The organism is Vibrio hyugaensis (genome assembly GCF_002906655.1).
GTDB lineage: Bacteria > Pseudomonadota > Gammaproteobacteria > Enterobacterales > Vibrionaceae > Vibrio > Vibrio hyugaensis.
In genome coordinates this window covers 1,881,027-1,897,138 of record NZ_CP025794.1, presented here as the reverse complement: position 1 = coordinate 1,897,138, position 16,112 = coordinate 1,881,027, and the positions used below count along the sequence as shown (strand labels likewise).

General features: G+C 46.0%; 16 protein-coding genes. 8 read left to right on the top strand and 8 right to left on the bottom strand.

Going from position 1 to position 16,112, the window contains the following annotated elements; all coding sequences use genetic code 11:
• From C1S74_RS09325 to C1S74_RS09305, 5 genes are all read right to left on the bottom strand, one after another.
• A complete protein-coding gene (locus C1S74_RS09325) occupies positions 1-1,260 on the bottom strand; it encodes an ABC transporter permease (protein ID WP_038866072.1) in 1,260 nt (419 codons plus the stop codon).
• The gene (locus C1S74_RS09320; protein ID WP_045399260.1) at positions 1,257-1,985 is read right to left on the bottom strand and encodes an ABC transporter ATP-binding protein; all 729 of its coding nucleotides are present in this window, start codon (positions 1,983-1,985) and stop codon (positions 1,257-1,259) included. The genes C1S74_RS09325 and C1S74_RS09320 overlap by 4 nt, the downstream gene beginning before the upstream one ends.
• Before the next feature lie 52 nt (positions 1,986-2,037).
• Entirely contained in the window at positions 2,038-2,784 is a 747-nt protein-coding gene (zrgA, locus tag C1S74_RS09315) for a zinc uptake protein ZrgA (RefSeq protein WP_045399258.1), read from the bottom strand.
• A 94-nt stretch (positions 2,785-2,878) separates the two neighbouring features.
• The gene (locus C1S74_RS09310) at positions 2,879-3,181 is read right to left on the bottom strand and encodes a DUF2607 family protein (protein ID WP_082037641.1); all 303 of its coding nucleotides are present in this window, start codon (positions 3,179-3,181) and stop codon (positions 2,879-2,881) included.
• A 164-nt stretch (positions 3,182-3,345) separates the two neighbouring features.
• On the bottom strand, positions 3,346-3,897 hold the full coding sequence (locus tag C1S74_RS09305; protein WP_045399256.1) for a YtfJ family protein: 552 nt from the start codon (positions 3,895-3,897) through the stop codon (positions 3,346-3,348).
• A 214-nt stretch (positions 3,898-4,111) separates the two neighbouring features.
• Between C1S74_RS09305 and C1S74_RS09300 the strand changes: the two genes are divergently transcribed.
• Entirely contained in the window at positions 4,112-4,312 is a 201-nt protein-coding gene (locus C1S74_RS09300) for a DUF1107 domain-containing protein (RefSeq protein ID WP_038866081.1), read from the top strand.
• A 49-nt stretch (positions 4,313-4,361) separates the two neighbouring features.
• On the opposite strand, the gene msrA is transcribed toward C1S74_RS09300, so the two are convergent.
• The gene (gene msrA, locus C1S74_RS09295; protein WP_045399254.1) at positions 4,362-5,000 is read right to left on the bottom strand and encodes a peptide-methionine (S)-S-oxide reductase MsrA; all 639 of its coding nucleotides are present in this window, start codon (positions 4,998-5,000) and stop codon (positions 4,362-4,364) included.
• 166 nt (positions 5,001-5,166) lie between these two features.
• On the opposite strand from msrA, the gene tamA reads away from it, so the two are divergent.
• From tamA to C1S74_RS09270, 5 genes are all read left to right on the top strand, one after another.
• Entirely contained in the window at positions 5,167-6,879 is a 1,713-nt protein-coding gene (gene tamA / locus C1S74_RS09290; protein WP_045399252.1) for an autotransporter assembly complex protein TamA, read from the top strand.
• Positions 6,876-10,787, top strand: a complete 3,912-nt coding sequence (gene tamB, locus C1S74_RS09285) for an autotransporter assembly complex protein TamB (RefSeq protein ID WP_045399250.1) — start codon at positions 6,876-6,878, stop codon at positions 10,785-10,787. Before tamA ends, tamB begins: the two co-directional genes overlap by 4 nt.
• 33 nt (positions 10,788-10,820) lie before the next feature.
• Entirely contained in the window at positions 10,821-11,168 is a 348-nt protein-coding gene (locus C1S74_RS09280; RefSeq protein ID WP_045399248.1) for a gamma-glutamylcyclotransferase family protein, read from the top strand.
• Positions 11,169-11,232: 64 nt separating this feature from the next.
• Complete coding sequence (locus tag C1S74_RS09275; protein WP_038866091.1) at positions 11,233-11,571, top strand: DUF2799 domain-containing protein; 339 nt, start codon at positions 11,233-11,235, stop codon at positions 11,569-11,571.
• 16 nt (positions 11,572-11,587) lie between these two features.
• Positions 11,588-11,947, top strand: a complete 360-nt coding sequence (locus C1S74_RS09270; RefSeq protein WP_045399247.1) for a DUF2799 domain-containing protein — start codon at positions 11,588-11,590, stop codon at positions 11,945-11,947.
• A 63-nt stretch (positions 11,948-12,010) separates the two neighbouring features.
• Here C1S74_RS09270 and ppa read toward each other — a convergent pair whose 3' ends face one another.
• Positions 12,011-12,541 (bottom strand): inorganic diphosphatase, encoded by a 531-nt coding sequence (gene ppa, locus C1S74_RS09265; RefSeq protein ID WP_038866096.1) that lies wholly within the window; start codon positions 12,539-12,541, stop codon positions 12,011-12,013.
• A 117-nt stretch (positions 12,542-12,658) separates the two neighbouring features.
• The gene (fbp, locus tag C1S74_RS09260) at positions 12,659-13,675 is read right to left on the bottom strand and encodes a class 1 fructose-bisphosphatase (RefSeq protein WP_045399244.1); all 1,017 of its coding nucleotides are present in this window, start codon (positions 13,673-13,675) and stop codon (positions 12,659-12,661) included.
• 313 nt (positions 13,676-13,988) lie between these two features.
• On the opposite strand from fbp, the gene mpl reads away from it, so the two are divergent.
• Positions 13,989-15,347, top strand: coding sequence for a UDP-N-acetylmuramate:L-alanyl-gamma-D-glutamyl-meso-diaminopimelate ligase (gene mpl, locus C1S74_RS09255; protein WP_045399243.1), 1,359 nt, complete (start codon positions 13,989-13,991; stop codon positions 15,345-15,347).
• A complete protein-coding gene (locus tag C1S74_RS09250; RefSeq protein WP_045399240.1) occupies positions 15,347-15,985 on the top strand; it encodes a flavin prenyltransferase UbiX in 639 nt (212 codons plus the stop codon). Before mpl ends, C1S74_RS09250 begins: the two co-directional genes overlap by 1 nt.
• Positions 15,986-16,112: the final 127 nt, after the last annotated feature.

The window sequence follows — 16,112 nt, the reverse complement described above, 5'->3', positions numbered from 1 at the left end:
CTAAATCCTTATTGTCATTCCATCACTGAGCGATTGTCGGTAAGCGCGAAATGCCGGGATGAAGCCAATCACAATGCCTGCACATTGTACAAAGCCAAGCAACATCCATTCATACGGCGACAGTGCCGTTAATGTTAGGTGTATACCATAACTTTGTTGGATTATTGGTTGCAAGAGGGCAAGCATGGAATAAAGGCCCACTAATCCCGTCACAATACCTGCGAAGGTCAATAAGCTGGCTTCACTTATCAGTAAGGAGAAGACGTGTTTTGGTCTTGCCCCCATGGCTCGCAGGATCGCCATTTCACGACGACGCTCTTGCAGACTGGTCAATAGGCTGCTTAGCATGCCTAATAACCCTGCCACAACCACAAAGCCTGATACAGCCATGAGTGCTTGCTCGGCAACGGACATCATGCCCCATAATTCATGCAAAGCGACGCCTGGCATGATGGCACTGAGAGGTTCTTTCGGATAGGTGTTGATCTGTCTCTGTAGGGCAAAGGTTTGAATTCGTGATTTTAACCCAACCAACATGGCCGTGATTTGTTTAGGCTGGAAGTCGCGTGATTTTAGCTCATTTGCACTTGGGGTCGGACCTAAACGGGCACCGCTTTCCCAACCTACGTGAATCGCTTCGATCGCCTCTAAAGAAACGTGCACGGTTTTATCGACAGGAGTGCCAGTAGGAGCAAGAATGCCGACCACCTTAAATGGTAAGTTGTCATGCCGACTAAAACCAACGTCACTGATGCCGTGTGCAATGATGATTTCGCTACCGATTTTATATCCAAGCTGTTTTGCGACATCAGAGCCGAGTACCGTTTCAAACAAGCCATTGAACTCCCTGCCTTCGGACAATTTTAAAGGCTGTTTATTTCCGTATTTATAGTGTTCGAAATAGCTCTGGTTGGTGCCCATTACGCGGAACCCTTTGTGGGAATCTCCGAGTGAGATTGGAATTGCCCAATCAACGGCACTGTGGTTAGCAAACTCTTCGTAGCTTTTCCAATCTATGTTGTTGGTGGCATTGCCGATTCTGAATACTGAGTACAGCAGCAAGTTGACTTGTCCAGAACGGCCACCGACGATTAAATCGGTACCAGAAATGGTGTTAGCGAAGCTGTCCTTAGCTTGGGTACGAATGCGTTCAACACCCAATAAAAGGACAACAGAAATCGCGACTGTCATGATGGTGAGAATGGCGGTCGCTTTACGGTTCATCAGGCTTTTCCAAGCGAGCTTTACTACGGCACTCATGATGTCGCTCCCAAGGTTTTGGCTTGATTGATTTCCGGCAAATTCAATGTTCTATGAAATAGCGATTCTAACGTCGGATCATGACTGACGAAGACCAGTGTTGCGTTCGCAAGGTTCGCTTGCTCCATCAACAACTCTATAAACGCTTTACGGTTGTCATGATCGAGTGCGGATGTTGGTTCGTCGGCAATGACTAATTCAGGCTGGCCGATCAAGGCGCGTGCCGCGGCAACGCGTTGCTGCTGGCCAATACTTAATTCTGACACGGGTTTGTCATGCAACATCTTGGGTAGATGTAGACGCTCCAGAAGCGTTTTAGCTTGCTCTTCAAGTGATGACGTTGAAGCGTTTGGTGCCACTCGATTTCGGCGAATTGAGCTAAATTGGCAGGGAATCAGGACGTTTTCAATCACATTCAGATAAGGCAACAAATTGAATTGTTGGAAGATATAGCCAATGTGATCGGCACGAAATTTGTCTCTTTGACTTGCTCGTAGGCTTGCAATATCAGTCTCTAAAACGGACAAGGAACCTGAGGTTAAGGTGTTAATCCCTGTTAGCAGCGCGAGTAGTGTGGATTTACCACAGCCACTAGGTCCTTTGATAAATACATGCTCGCCTTGAGCGATATGCAATTTCGGAATATTGATGGTCGCGTTTTCTGAGCCGGGCCAGACAAACTGGGCATTATTCAGCTCAACAACGTTTGACGTGGTTTCAGTCATAATAAATTACCAAGGCAATAGCGTGTGAGCACTCACTCACACGCCATGTGATTTATTTAATTGCGATCTTAGTGTTGTTTTTGCTTAGGCTTGTCGCAGACTGAGTTGTGTCAGTAAATAAGTTGACGCTGATGGATTCTGTTGCTGGGAATTGCTTGAACCAAGTCGTATCAATGCTATTTAGATCGGCGACTGAATCACAGTGGAAACGGTACTCAACGGTGAACTCACCGTGACCGCCGTGCTCGTGATCGTGTCCTTCGTGGTCATGACCTTCGTGATCGTGGTGGTCATCATGAGCATGTTCGTCATGGTCGTGACCTTCATGGCCATCATGATCGTGTTTATCGTGGTCGTGACCCTCGTGGTCGCCATGCTCATGTTTGTCATGGTCGTGACCCTCATGGCTATCGTGGTCGTGCTTATCATGATCATGTCCTTCGTGGTTACCATGATCGTGGCCTTCATGAGAATCTTGGCCAAGCGTATGCGCGACTTGAACTTCTTCAATCACACACTTCGCTTGTTGGTTAATTGCAAACAGTTTGTTTGTGTCTTTTAGTGCGGCAACCGCTCGTTTTAAGGCTTGCTCTTGCTCTGCATTTTCAGGTGCGTGCTCAAAACCAACCACGTCAGCACCTGGAGAAGTGATTTCAATTAGTAAGTCTTTTCCGTCTTGAGCAATGTTGAATTCGACATGACCATGAACGTGCGCTTCATGTTGACGATATTCTTCTGCGTTAGCAGTAGCTGATAGAGAAAGTCCGATAACAAGAGCTAAAGCGTGTTTAGATGGCATTTTCTTATTCCTAATTTTGTTTAATTTTTTATGTGTTACTTGCTCAAATAGCAAAGTGAATAACAAGGTTTGTTCTTAGTATGGGTAGTGGTTTTTAGAACGCAAAATTAGGTGGTGCACGCGCGGTATACGTGACGTCTTCTAAATGAGAGGTGATTTCGACTACATCTACGTGAGCGAGTCTAGAGAAGGTGGGCGCACTGAGTTCTGGCTGAGCCTTCGCAAGCCCTTGATGCGCTCCGGCAAACATTTGGCAATGATGTTCACTGTGGTGTTCGGGAATGAGGTCGAGTTGATGAGCAATAGTGGCAAAGTTCCAAGCGATCAACAACGCAACACTGAACAATACAACAGTGCGATGCCAATGATGTGTAATTGCTTGCCAACGACAGTGCATCTTAAAGCCCGAAACGATACCTAGTGTTATAATATAACACTCATTTTTATGAAAAGTTCACTCTTTTGTTCGTATAGAGCAAATTATCTATGCAGGAATAAGAACTTACGCAGAAAGAAAGGAATGACGCTCCCCGCTTGAGAGTAACAAGGAGCGAGTGAGTATTAGATGCTTTGTTTAATGAGGCCAAGTACTTGGTTGATTTCATCTGCTGTCAATGCGCCTTCTTTGATAAACAGGATCTTACCTTGCTTATCTTGCACTACGATTGCCGAGTTTTCTTCTTGTAGTGCCCAAGTGCTAGCCACAATACCGTTCTCATCTAAAACCATTGATGACCATGGGAATTCTTTTTTACTGTCTTGTGCTGATGATTTCACAAAAGAGCCAGTTCCCCAGATTGAGTCGTCTTGGTTGATGATGGTTGTAGTTTGGTAGGCATCTTCCGGGAACTTAGCGTCAGTTAGCGCTGTCATCAACGGCGCGTTCATTTCTTTCGAGCTGCTGCGTCCTGCAATGGCATGAATCACTCGTACTTTTCCTAGCATTTGTTGTGTCGCCCAAGGCTGGTACGCCACACCTTCACCTTGCAGTACGATTTCGCCGTACGCGTCTACTTTTGCTGCTGGAACTGCTTCACCCATTGAAAGGTTGTGAGCAAGCGCAAGACCAGGTGCAAGAGCGAAGAAAATAGGAAGGAGAGTCTTAGTTTTCATATTGTTATGTTCCGTATGGGTTGTGAGACTTACCAAGTATATACTTACGATGCATAAAAATGTAGAACCGTTTATAACAATTATTTAACGTACAGAGTTAAGTAATGTTGCGTTTAGGTTGGAATTTGGTACAATGAACCTCGTCGCAAATAGCGCATAAAGATTGCCAAGGAAAGAGCAATCATGTTTTTCTCAAAAGGATATTGAGGTGGTTATGCTTCGTGAGTTTGCTGTTTACCGTCCACGTCAGGTGGCGCGTTTCGTTAAGACTTTATTCAAAGGTCAGTTCTCAATTGCTGGAGTTGGTCAGTTCCGTTTTGATAACGGTAAAGTGCTACTACCAGACATCAAAAACCCCCAACAATTGTCGGTATTCAAAGAAGTTAACAGGGCCATTTTATCTTTACCTGTTTAATTGTCAGAATTGTAAAAGAGCGACTTTCGTCGCTCTTTTTAGTTTGGGATTAACCTTGAAGGCTTGGTGGGAAGCAAACCCCCGTGCCGCCTAAACCACAGTAACCGTTTGGATTCTTTGCTAGGTATTGCTGATGGTACGTTTCAGCGAAGTAATAAGGTCCAGCGGCTTGAATTTCTGTGGTGATTGCTGCGCGTTGATCTTCTTGTAATGCTTGTTGGTATTGTGTTTTCGACTTTTCTGCCACTTCTAACTGTTCTTGTGAGTAGGTATAAATCGCAGAACGGTATTGAGTGCCGAGATCGTTACCTTGGCGCATGCCTTGAGTTGGATCGTGTTTCTCCCAAAATGCGGCAAGCAGTTGCTCTAGAGAAATTACTCGTTCATCGAAGATGACTCTTACGACTTCTGTATGTCCTGTTTTTCCGCTGCACACTTCATCGTATGTTGGATTCTGCGTATAGCCTCCGGCATAGCCTACTGATGTCGATATCACACCTTCAAGTTGCCAGAAAAAACGTTCTGTTCCCCAAAAACATCCCATACCGAATAATATTTGTTGTTGGTGAGCTTGCGGTGATGCCGTTAAGCTTGATTGATTAACAAAATGGGTGTCATCAATCTGCATTGATGCCTCTCTACCTGGCAGTGCATCTTCTATACTGATCATTGTCTGTTTGTTGAGCATAGTATTCGTCCTTCAATACGTGTCTTAATTTTGCGAACTTTAATATTCAGTCTGAATCTGATGGTGTAATGACATAGACCGCGGTAAACCTATTAATATTACAGACTTAGCCTTTATTTGGCGTTATTATTGTTTACGTTTATTTAACCTCATCCAGCTAAAAAGCATGATAAAAAAAGCTATCCCAATTATTGCTAGCCTACTTGTTTTTTCTCATAGCGCTTATGCCGATGTATCCCTGACTGTAAAAGGGATCGATGGTGCGCTAGAAGACAATGTGAACGCTTACCTATCATCGATACCAGAAGATGATTATTCGACGTCTTTACGCTTTCAGGCGCGATTAAGTCAAAGTATCACCGAAGCGATGAATGCGCTTGGCTATTATCATGCGAAAATTTCATACTCTATTACGAAAGATAATGATGAATTGATCGTCAACGTTGCACCGGGCGAGCCTGTAAGGGTAAAGGTTATGGATGTGGTGATCTCCGGTGAAGCAGAAAAAGATGAAGAGTTTACTAACCTCATCAACAAATCACGATTGAAAGAGGGCCGTATCCTCAATCAAGGGGAATACGATAGCCTCAAATCCAGCATTCGTAACTTAGCTTTGCAGCGTGGTTACTTTAATGGTGATTTTACGCTGAGTAAGTTGGAAGTGGTTCCAGAGTTGAATGAAGCCAATGTTCGCCTGCACTATGACAGTGGTATCCGATATCACTTTGGTACAGTGGAAATCTTGGGGAGTCAGATCTGGGAAGACCGCGTGGACTCTTTGCGCCCATTTAAAACCGGCGAACCCTACTTAGTGTCTGAAGTGGGTGAGTACAACCAAAACCTGTCGAATACTGATTGGTTCTCCTCGGTGTTTGTTGAACCTGATCTCAGTAAACTCGATGATGGACGAGATCTACCGATTAAAGTCTCGTTAGCTCCCGCAGCGAAAAACCAACTCGAAACCGGTATTGGTTACTCTACCGATACCGGCGTGCGTGGTACTTTAAAATGGAAAAAACCATGGGTAAGTGCTCGTGGGCACAGCTTTGATACCGCCCTTTCTCTTTCTAAACCCGAGCAAACCATCACTGCGGGTTACAAAATTCCGCTCGATGATGTGCTGCATGAGTATTATCAGTTGCAGTTTGGTTTGAAGCGCCTTGATAACCGCGATACGGAAAGTTTGGAATCGAATCTTGCGGTAGAACGCCATTGGATCACCGATGGTGGTTGGCACAAAACGTTGTACGTTCGACACTTGTACGAAAATTTCTCTCAAGGTTTGCAAGAAGACGGCGTGCAGTTTGTTCTGCCTGGTGCTTCTTTCTCGCGTACTCGAACCCGAGGCGGCAATATGCCGATGTGGGGTGACAAACAAAGTGTCACGGTTGAATACGGTGATCCCGCATTGTTATCCGAAACGCGTGTCCTTCGTTTGTTGGGCCGTACCTCTTGGATTCGCGGTATCGGCCAAAATCACCGTGGGCTTTTCCGCTTGGAAGGCGGCGCAAATATTACAGATGAATTTGAAAAACTATCACCATCATTGCGTTTCTTTGCTGGTGGTGACAACAACATTCGTGGTTACGGCTACGAATCGATCTCTCCAAGAGACGCTAGTGGCGCATTGACTGGTGCGAAATACATGGTGACCAGTACTTTAGAGTATCAATATCGTGTTTATGGTAACTGGTGGGGAGCCGCCTTTTATGACATCGGTGATGCGTTCAATGAAACTCCAGTGTGGAAATCGGGTGCAGGTGTAGGCATTCGCTGGGCATCCCCTGTTGGGCCAGTGAGCTTTGACTTTGCTTGGGGCTTAGACGCTGAGCCGAAACCAGAATTTCGCATCCACTTCTCATTGGGGCCTGAATTATGATCAAAACAACGCTTAAGTGGACGAAATGGTTCTCGATCGGTCTGCTGAGTCTAGTGCTCGTACTGGTGATTTTCATCAGCACGGTATTGTTCACCCATCCCGGTTTGAAGCTGGCGTTGTGGGGAGCAGAAAAGGCACTACCACAACTGAAAGTCGAAGAGATCAAAGGATCTTTGTTCCCTCGCTTTGCTTTGCACAACGTCAGTTTTGTCGATGAATCGTTGAATGTCGACGCAAAAGTTGAAAGCCTTACTCTTGCGATAAACTTCCGTTGTTTCTTCGATCCAAAAGTGTGCGTGGATGAACTTGCACTCCAAGGTGTGAACTTCCAAATGCCGGAATTGCCGCCGAGTGAGGAACCAGTAGAAGAAACGCCGCCACTGCGTTCAATTAGTACACCAGTACCTATTTTCGTTAATAAAGTTAGCCTGAATAACATCAATTTGAATATTTTAGGTAACAAGATTGATTGGCAAGATTTTTCTACAGCGCTATCGATGCAAGGCGACCGTTTGGTAATTGCTCCCACGGCATTGAAGGCGATCAATGTAGCATTGGCGTCAACAGACGAAACGCCAAAAGAAGACCAATCATCGACAACGGCACAAGCGTCAGCTGTTGATGAATCTGGCAACGCTGCGAGTAATCAGGACGGTGCAGCGAAGACATCAAAGCCGGCTGTGAAACAAAAAGAAAAACCAAAAACTCAAGATGTTGCGGTAAAAAAAGAAGCGGAAAATAAAGCGGCGAAAGCTGAGTCTGAACCCAAGGGCATTGTTCTACCTGAAGTGTGGATCCCCCTAACGATAGAAGCGCAGCGACTGGATATTCACGATTTCAAATTGGCTGGTGACACTCCGGTTATTGTTCATCACTTAGGGCTCGAAGCCAAAGCTGGTGGCAATAAAGTTGAGGTAAAAACGTTAGAGCTCGACATGCCTGAAGTAGAAGGCAAGTTGAGTACGCAAGTGACGTTATCTGGCGACTATCCAATTCAAGCACAAATTGACGCGCTCGTTAAACAAGCTGATGTGAAAGGTCAGAAACTGTCTTTATCAGCTTCAGGCTCTGTCGGTGATTTGTCCTTGCAGGCAACGCTGTCTGATTTGGTTAAAGCGAAGATTGAAGGGCAAATCCAACCACTGAAAACGGAGCTGCCATTTGATATCAAACTGAAAGATGTTGAGGCGCAATGGCCATTGAGCGGTAAGAGTGACTACCAAGTTTCGGTGCCTAGCTTAGCGGCGAAAGGTTCACTAGAGGGCTACACCGTCGCACTGGAAACGAAAGCATCTGGTAAGGATATTCCCGCGTTAGATGTTGCTTTGAATGGTAAAGGCACATTAGAACAGATTGACCTAGACAGTATTGTGGTGAAAACCTTAGGCGGTGAACTGGCTGGTAAAGTGATGGCAAATTGGGCTGCACCTATCAACTGGCAAGCGGACTTGAACCTGAAGAACATTCAACCGGGTTTGCAGTGGCAAGAAGCGGAAGGGGACATCAGCGGTAGTTTATCTACGTCGGGCTCTTTAACGGAGCAAGGCGGTTGGCAAGTGAGCCTTCCTAAGCTTGATATTGACGGTATTTTGCGTGGTTATCCGCTGAACATCGAAGGTCAATTAGAGGCGTCTGACAAGAATGGTAAGGGAGAAGATATCCAGCTAAATACTCAAGGTTTAGCGTTATCGCATGGTCCGAACCAACTGCATGCCAAAGGTAAAATTGACAAGCAAATCTTGATGGATGTTGAGGTTAACTTCCCTGACTTTTCGAAAAGTGTGCCGGATCTTAGCGGCAAGATGAATGGTACGGTTGCGCTACGTGGCAGTTTGAAGCAACCAGACATCAATCTGGATCTTGCGCTGAACCAACTCGATTGGCAACAGCAAGCAAAGGTTGAAACCATTACCTTGAAAGGTGATGTGACCCCTCTACCTGCACCAAAAGCGGACGTGAGCTTAATTGCCAAAAACATTGCCTATGACGACATCAAAATTGATAGCGCAGATCTTGAAGTCACTGGTGACGAAAAGCTGCACCAACTGACATTGGATGTGGTGTCTGACATTGTTTCAAGTAGTTTAGAAATCGAAGGTACTTTTAAGCAAAAGCCTGAGATGATCTGGGATGGGGCGCTGCGCCGTTTAACGTTGAGTACACCGCAAGGTCCATGGGCTCTGCAAAAATCGACGGCAGTTAAAGTCAACATTGATAAACAGATCGCCGATGTCCAAGCACACTGTTGGTTACAGTCTGATTCAAGCGTATGTTTGAGTGAAGACATTAGTGTCGGCAAAAGCGGCGAGGCAAAGTTAGCAGTTACTAACTTTGACTTCGACCAAATCAAACAATTCTTACCCGCAGAAACCAAGCTGAATGGCTCGGTGAACGCGAATGCGTTTGCGAAATGGGCACCAGACATGAAACCGGAAGTCACGGTGAATGTCGATATGCCAAAAGGTCAGGTAGAACAAACGCTAGAACAACCAGTGAAAGTCGGTTGGGAAAGTGTGAGTTTTAAAGCCAAGCTGGCGCAAGATAAGCTTGATGCTGAGTGGTTACTTGATGTCACGGATAACGGGGATTTGTCTGGTAAGGTCGCTCTGAATGATGTGTCGTCCGAGAAGCCTACGATTAACGGTAAGGTGTCGCTATCGACGTTCCACTTGGACTTCTTGGCGCCACTTATCGGTGAGTACAGCTTGTTCAAAGCGAACATGAACACGGATCTCGCTTTGTCTGGTGATGTGATGCATCCGAAGGTGAATGGCCAGTTTTTGATTGACCAAATGAAGCTGCAAGGTGAAGTAACACCAATTGACATCGATTCGGGACAAGTTGCGATTAACTTCAAAGGGCATCAAGCAGACTTAAATGCGGGCATCATTACTCCGGATGGCAAGCTGGAGATCAATGGTGACGCGGACTGGCGTGATTTAGAAAATTGGCACACTAAGGCTCGCGTATTTGCGAAAGAGTTGAAAGTAGATATGCCGCCAATGGTGAGAATTAAAGTCGAGCCAGACATGACCATCGATGTGACCCCTAAGCTTGCTAAAGTTGAAGGTAATATCAATCTCCCATGGGGACGTATTCTGATCGATGAGTTGCCACCAAGTGCTGTTGGCGTGTCGAGCGATACCGTTATCTTAAACAAAGACATGCAGCCAGTTGATGGTGATGAGGCATTGCCGTTTAACGTAGAGACCGATATCAACATCAAAATTGGTGATGACTTCCAGCTTTCTGCATTTGGCTTGAAAGGTGACTTGCAAGGTAACTTGAATGTAACTCAGAAAGATAAAGGTCCGTTCATTGTTGGTGAAGTGAATATCGTTGATGGTTCTTACCGTTCATTTGGCCAAGACTTGGTGATCGAAGAAGGTAAAATCATGATGAATGGTCCTGCGGATCAGCCTTATGTTTCTATCAAAGCGATTCGTAACCCAGATAATACGCAAGATGACGTGACGGCTGGTGTGCGTGTGACTGGCCCAGCAAGTGACCCGACGGTAGAAATCTTCTCTGATCCTGCGATGCCGCAAGCGAACGCGCTATCTTACTTATTACGTGGTCAAGATATTGATGCGGAGTCTGGCGGTAACGCGATGACAACGACATTGATTGGTTTGAGTTTAGCGAAAAGCGGTAAAGTCGTCGGTGAGATTGGTGAAGCCTTTGGCGTGCAAGATTTGCAGTTGGATACCGCTGGTTCTGGTGATGATTCTCAAGTGACGGTAAGTGGTTACATACTTCCTGGCCTGCAAGTTAAATACGGTGTGGGTATCTTTACTTCATTGGGTGAGTTCACCGTGCGTTACCGATTGATGAAAGACTTATACTTAGAAGCGGTATCCGGTGTCGACAGTGCGGTTGATTTGCTGTACCAATTTGAATTCAACTAAGCTTAGTTTCTAAAACATAACTAAGGAGTGGTTATGCAGCATTTGGTATTTGTGTATGGCACCTTGCGCAAAGGAGAGCACAACCATCACTTTTTGAGTACCGCCGAATTTCTTGGGCATCATCAAACCGATGCCCAGTTCGCGCTTTATGACTTGGGGCCTTACCCCGCTTTATCGACTGGGCAACAAGTCATACAAGGTGAGGTGTATTTGATTGATAATGAAACGCTGGTGGAGCTCGATAAGCTTGAGGATGTACCTGTAGAGTATCGCAGAGAAAGCATCATCACGCCGTTTGGCCAAGCTTGGATCTATTTGTACCAAGATACGGAGCAATTGACTGAAGAGATTGCATCTGGTGATTGGTGTCAACGAGTGTGAACTATAATCAGAGCAGTAACGTATGCATTGACGATATATACAACAAAGACTTGGGAGGTCTGCGATGAAATATCTATCACCAATGATACTGCTGCTTTTAGTGGGGTGCTCAAGTACGACACCACCGAGTAGCAACGACAGTATGGAATGGAAGCAATATGGCATGCAGCAAGCTGAAGCCGGGGACACCAAACTGTCAATGCAAGAGTTCAACAATGGCGACGAACTCTACGTGGCATACAGCAACGGTTATGAAGCGGGGCGCTCAAACTACTGCGCACAAGATGCATTCTCGTTAGGAGAAAGTAGGCGCTACTATCGCGGGATATGTGATGATGTTGATGATCGTTTCCGCCGAGAATATGAATTAGGGCGAACTGCAAAGGGCAGTAAACGCTACTAGATTTTAAGGGGTGAACATGAGGTTACTTGCTATCGGTGCCGCGCTAGTCTTGCTCAGTGCTTGTGCGCAAACATCACTACCAACTTCTGCCAACGTCACAGATTGGCAGACTTTTGGTAAGCAACCTGCTCTTGATGGTCTAATCGAGCTATCGGAAGAGCGAATCGCCAAACTTGATGAAACGAATCGTGCTACACCCGAATTGGTTATGGCTTATCAATCCGGTTATCAGGAAGGTAAAAAAGAGTACTGCGAACAGAGTGCTTACATGCTAGGTGTGAGAGATATGCCGTACTTCGGTATTTGCGATGACATTGACCCATTCTTCCAACAAAACTATGAATCGGGCAGACACTCAACGGCAGGCGAGTACTGATCAAAGCCAAAAAACTGAAAAGAGCTGCTAATGTGCAGCTCTTTTACTTTTAAGCGTTCGCAGTTATTTGTTTTGCGCGCGTTCGTAAGATTCTAGGATTTCTGCTTTTGCTGCGGCCACATCTGCCCAGCCATCAACTTTCACCCACTTACCAGCTTCCAGCTCTTTATAGCGCTCAAAGAATTGTGTGATTTGCGCCTTCAATAGTTCCGGGATGTCACCGACATCTTGAATGCCCTCGTACTCCTTTGAGATTTTAGAGTGCGGGACAGCGAAGACTTTTGCGTCTTCACCTGACTCATCCGTCATCTTCAATACGCCAACTGGGCGACAACGAATCACAGAACCTGGCATCAGTGGGTAAGGAGTCGGAACCAGTACGTCTACTGGGTCGCCGTCTAGAGAAAGGGTGTCGTTCACGTAACCATAGTTGCAAGGGTAAAACATAGGTGCAGACATGAAACGATCAACGAATACAGCACCAGTGTCTTTATCTACTTCGTATTTGATTGGATCGGCGTTAGCAGGGATTTCGATCACGACATAGATATCGTCAGGCAATGATTTACCCGCTGGTACGTTGTTTAAGCTCATTTGAATAGTCCTTTTCAGTGAGGATGAGTCAGGCTCATCTTACGATTGATTCGTTACTCACTTTAGCGACAAAAACGCGGCAGGTAAACACCCGCCGCGTTGGACAAAGGTCTGAAATTATTCTTCGTCGCGATGCTGTTCAAGGAACGTTTCGACCTTGTTCACCATGTTTTTAGAACCGACAAAGAAAGGCACGCGTTGATGCAATTCTGTTGGTTTCAAATCCATGATGCGATTAACGCCGTCAGACGCTAAACCACCTGCTTGCTCAATCAAGAATGCCATTGGGTTGCACTCGTACAACAAGCGAAGTTTACCTTGAGGGTGGCTTTGTGTGCTTGGATACAAGTAGATGCCGCCTTTCAGCAAGTTGCGGTGGAAATCAGCAACCAGCGAACCGATGTAGCGAGAGGTGTATGGGCGACCATCTTCAGGTTCGTTTTCTTGGCAGTACTTAATGTATTTCTTCACGCCTTGTGGGAAGCGGATGTAGTTGCCTTCGTTGATCGAGTAAATCTTGCCATCTTCAGGGATCATCATGTTTTCATGAGAAAGACAGAAGCTGCCTATCGATGGGTCATAAGTGAAGCCGTTTACGCCATTACCTGTGGTGTAAACCAGCATGGTGGATGAACCGTAAATTACGTATCCAGCTGCCACTTGTTTGTGGCCTGGTTGTAGAAAGTCTTCTTCTGTTGGTGGGGTTCCAATAGGAGAAACTCGACGGTAAATAGAGAAGATGGTCCCTACTGATACGTTCACATCAATGTTTGATGAGCCATCGAGTGGGTCCATAAGTACAACGTACTTTGCGTTTTGATTGAGTTCTTTATTGAACGCAACCGCTTCATCTTCCTCTTCACTTGCTACGCCACATACTTGGTCGCGAGCTTCGAGTGCCGCTTTGAATTTGTCATTCGCATACAGATCAAGTTTTTGTTGGTCTTCGCCCTGTACGTTTTCCGTACCTACAGCGCCAGTGATGTCACCAAGACCGGCCGCGTTGATTTCGCGGTTAACAATTTTTGCAGCTAAGCGAATAGAAGCTAAGAGAGATGAAAGATCACCGCTAGCGTGGGGGAAATCCGCTTGTTTCTCAACAATGAATTCGCCTAGGGTGCGCAGTCCTGACATGGTTTATCCTTACATTTTCATTTCGTTGGGGGTGTCGCGCAATAGAGGCATCTCTTTATGGATGTTAAACGATTGCGCTAGATGTAAGTTTATGACGCAGATCTTATTAATGGTAATGAAGTAACCGACTGAGATCGCAAATTATTTGTCTTATTGCATAAGAAGGGAATCTCTTGGTTAATGCTTGGTCAGTCAGTGCTAAGCCCTGTCAGATTTGTGAAAGAGACTGCACGAACAGGGCGAAAGGCACTCGCTTTTCTGGTAGTTATCACGATAATGAAAGGATTAAAGAACGCATTACAAGGTTAAGTTTATGCACATTCATATCTTGGGTATCTGCGGCACGTTTATGGGCGGTGCAGCAGTTTTGGCTCGTCAGTTAGGTCATAAAGTAACGGGTTCAGATGCCAATGTTTATCCACCAATGAGCACCCTGTTAGAGTCGCAAGGTATTGAAATAATTGAAGGCTTTGACCCTTCTCAGCTTGACCCTCAACCCGATCTTGTGGTGATTGGTAACGCGATGAGCCGTGGTAACCCATGTGTTGAGCATGTATTGAACACTAACATGCGTTATACCTCTGGCCCGCAATGGTTACAGGAGTTTTTACTCCACGATCGCTGGGTACTTGCGGTTTCAGGTACTCACGGCAAAACCACCACTTCAAGCATGCTGGCTTGGATTCTAGAAGACTGCGGTTACCAGCCTGGTTTCCTCGTTGGCGGCGTATTAGGTAACTTCGGAGTGTCGGCTCGCTTGGGTGAAAGCATGTTTTTTGTCGTAGAAGCCGACGAATATGACAGTGCTTTTTTCGATAAGCGATCTAAGTTTGTTCACTACCATCCACGTACACTGATCATGAACAACCTTGAGTTTGATCATGCGGACATCTTCGACGATCTAGAGGCGATTAAACGTCAATTCCACCACTTAGTGCGCACTGTTCCGGGCAACGGCTTGATCCTAGCACCTAAGCAAGATCAGTCGCTGCAAGACGTGATCGAGCGCGGTTGTTGGACTGAAAAGCAGTTCTCAGGTGTCGACGGTGATTGGCAAGCGCACAAATTGGTTATCGATGGCTCTAAATTTGAAGTTTCATTGCAAGGTGAGAAAGTTGGCGTCGTGGATTGGGATCTTGTCGGTGACCACAACGTGGATAACGCTTTGATGGCGATTGCTGCTGCTCGCCATGTGGGTGTTACACCAGAACTTGCATGTCAGGCTCTCGGTCGTTTTATTAACACCAAACGTCGCTTGGAGCTGAAAGGTGAAGAGCATGGCGTGACGGTTTACGACGATTTTGCTCATCATCCAACGGCGATTGAACTGACATTGGGCGGTTTACGTAACAAGGTTGGCGAAAAACGTATTCTTGCCGTTTTGGAGCCACGCTCTGCAACGATGAAACGCGGTGTTCATAAGAATACTTTAGCGGCTTCTCTGCACAGTGCTGATGAGGTGTTCCTCTTCCAACCAGACAACATTGATTGGTCAGTACAAGAGATTGCAGACCAGTGTAAACAACCTGCTTTTGTGGGTGCAGAGATGGACAGCTTTGTCGCAAAAATCGTAGAGCAAGCGCAGCCAGGTGACCAAATCCTCGTAATGAGTAACGGTGGTTTTGGTGGTATCCACGGCAAGCTTCTAGAACAACTGAAACAAAAAGCTTAATGACATTTATGCAACAAAAAGTAACCCCTAAAAAAGCCATCACATTAGCATTAACGGGCGCCTCTGGTGCCCCTTATGGTCTTCGCCTTCTTGAATGCCTAGTTGCTGCGGATTACCACGTTTACGTGTTGATCTCTTCGGCTGCTCGTGTCGTGATGGCGACCGAGCATGACCTGAAACTACCAAGCGGCCCTGAAGCGGCGCAAAAGGCGTTAGTTGAGCATCTCAAGTGCAATCCAGATAATATCACCGTTTGTGGCAAAGACGATTGGTTCTCGCCAGTGGCCTCTGGTTCGGCTGCGCCAAAGCAAATGGTGGTGTGTCCATGTTCCGCGGGCAGTGTCGCGGCCATTGCACACGGCATGTCAGATAACTTAATTGAACGTGCTGCAGACGTGGTGATGAAAGAGCGTGGGCAACTGTTACTTGTGGTGCGTGAAACGCCTTTCTCAACACTGCATCTTGAAAACATGCACAAGCTCTCGCAGATGGGCGTCACCATTATGCCGGCAGCACCGGGCTTCTATCATCAGCCTAAGAGCATTGAAGACTTGGTTGACTTTATGGTGGCAAGAATTCTCGATCACCTTGGTATTGAGCAAGGCTTGGTGCCACGCTGGGGTTATGACCAACGTTGATTGTGTAATCAATAAAAGATCTTTACAATCCATCCAACTCATCGGGGAGCAAAGTCATTTTACATTGAACTTATCAATGCATTGGCGAGCTGAGACCTAATTGTTTAACATTGTTGAGCAGGCAGGG

Excerpts from the sequence above, each read along its gene's own strand:
- C1S74_RS09325 (WP_038866072.1), bottom strand. The coding sequence starts at position 1,260 with ATGAGTGCCGTAGTAAAGCTCGCTTGGAAAAGCCTGATGAACCGTAAA.
- C1S74_RS09320 (WP_045399260.1), bottom strand. The coding sequence starts at position 1,985 with ATGACTGAAACCACGTCAAACGTTGTTGAGCTGAATAATGCCCAGTTT.
- zrgA (WP_045399258.1), bottom strand. The coding sequence starts at position 2,784 with ATGCCATCTAAACACGCTTTAGCTCTTGTTATCGGACTTTCTCTATCA.
- C1S74_RS09310 (WP_082037641.1), bottom strand. The coding sequence starts at position 3,181 with ATGCACTGTCGTTGGCAAGCAATTACACATCATTGGCATCGCACTGTT.
- C1S74_RS09305 (WP_045399256.1), bottom strand. The coding sequence starts at position 3,897 with ATGAAAACTAAGACTCTCCTTCCTATTTTCTTCGCTCTTGCACCTGGT.
- C1S74_RS09300 (WP_038866081.1), top strand. The coding sequence starts at position 4,112 with ATGCTTCGTGAGTTTGCTGTTTACCGTCCACGTCAGGTGGCGCGTTTC.
- msrA (WP_045399254.1), bottom strand. The coding sequence starts at position 5,000 with ATGCTCAACAAACAGACAATGATCAGTATAGAAGATGCACTGCCAGGT.
- tamA (WP_045399252.1), top strand. The coding sequence starts at position 5,167 with ATGATAAAAAAAGCTATCCCAATTATTGCTAGCCTACTTGTTTTTTCT.
- tamB (WP_045399250.1), top strand. The coding sequence starts at position 6,876 with ATGATCAAAACAACGCTTAAGTGGACGAAATGGTTCTCGATCGGTCTG.
- C1S74_RS09280 (WP_045399248.1), top strand. The coding sequence starts at position 10,821 with ATGCAGCATTTGGTATTTGTGTATGGCACCTTGCGCAAAGGAGAGCAC.
- C1S74_RS09275 (WP_038866091.1), top strand. The coding sequence starts at position 11,233 with ATGAAATATCTATCACCAATGATACTGCTGCTTTTAGTGGGGTGCTCA.
- C1S74_RS09270 (WP_045399247.1), top strand. The coding sequence starts at position 11,588 with ATGAGGTTACTTGCTATCGGTGCCGCGCTAGTCTTGCTCAGTGCTTGT.
- ppa (WP_038866096.1), bottom strand. The coding sequence starts at position 12,541 with ATGAGCTTAAACAACGTACCAGCGGGTAAATCATTGCCTGACGATATC.
- fbp (WP_045399244.1), bottom strand. The coding sequence starts at position 13,675 with ATGTCAGGACTGCGCACCCTAGGCGAATTCATTGTTGAGAAACAAGCG.
- mpl (WP_045399243.1), top strand. The coding sequence starts at position 13,989 with ATGCACATTCATATCTTGGGTATCTGCGGCACGTTTATGGGCGGTGCA.
- C1S74_RS09250 (WP_045399240.1), top strand. The coding sequence starts at position 15,347 with ATGACATTTATGCAACAAAAAGTAACCCCTAAAAAAGCCATCACATTA.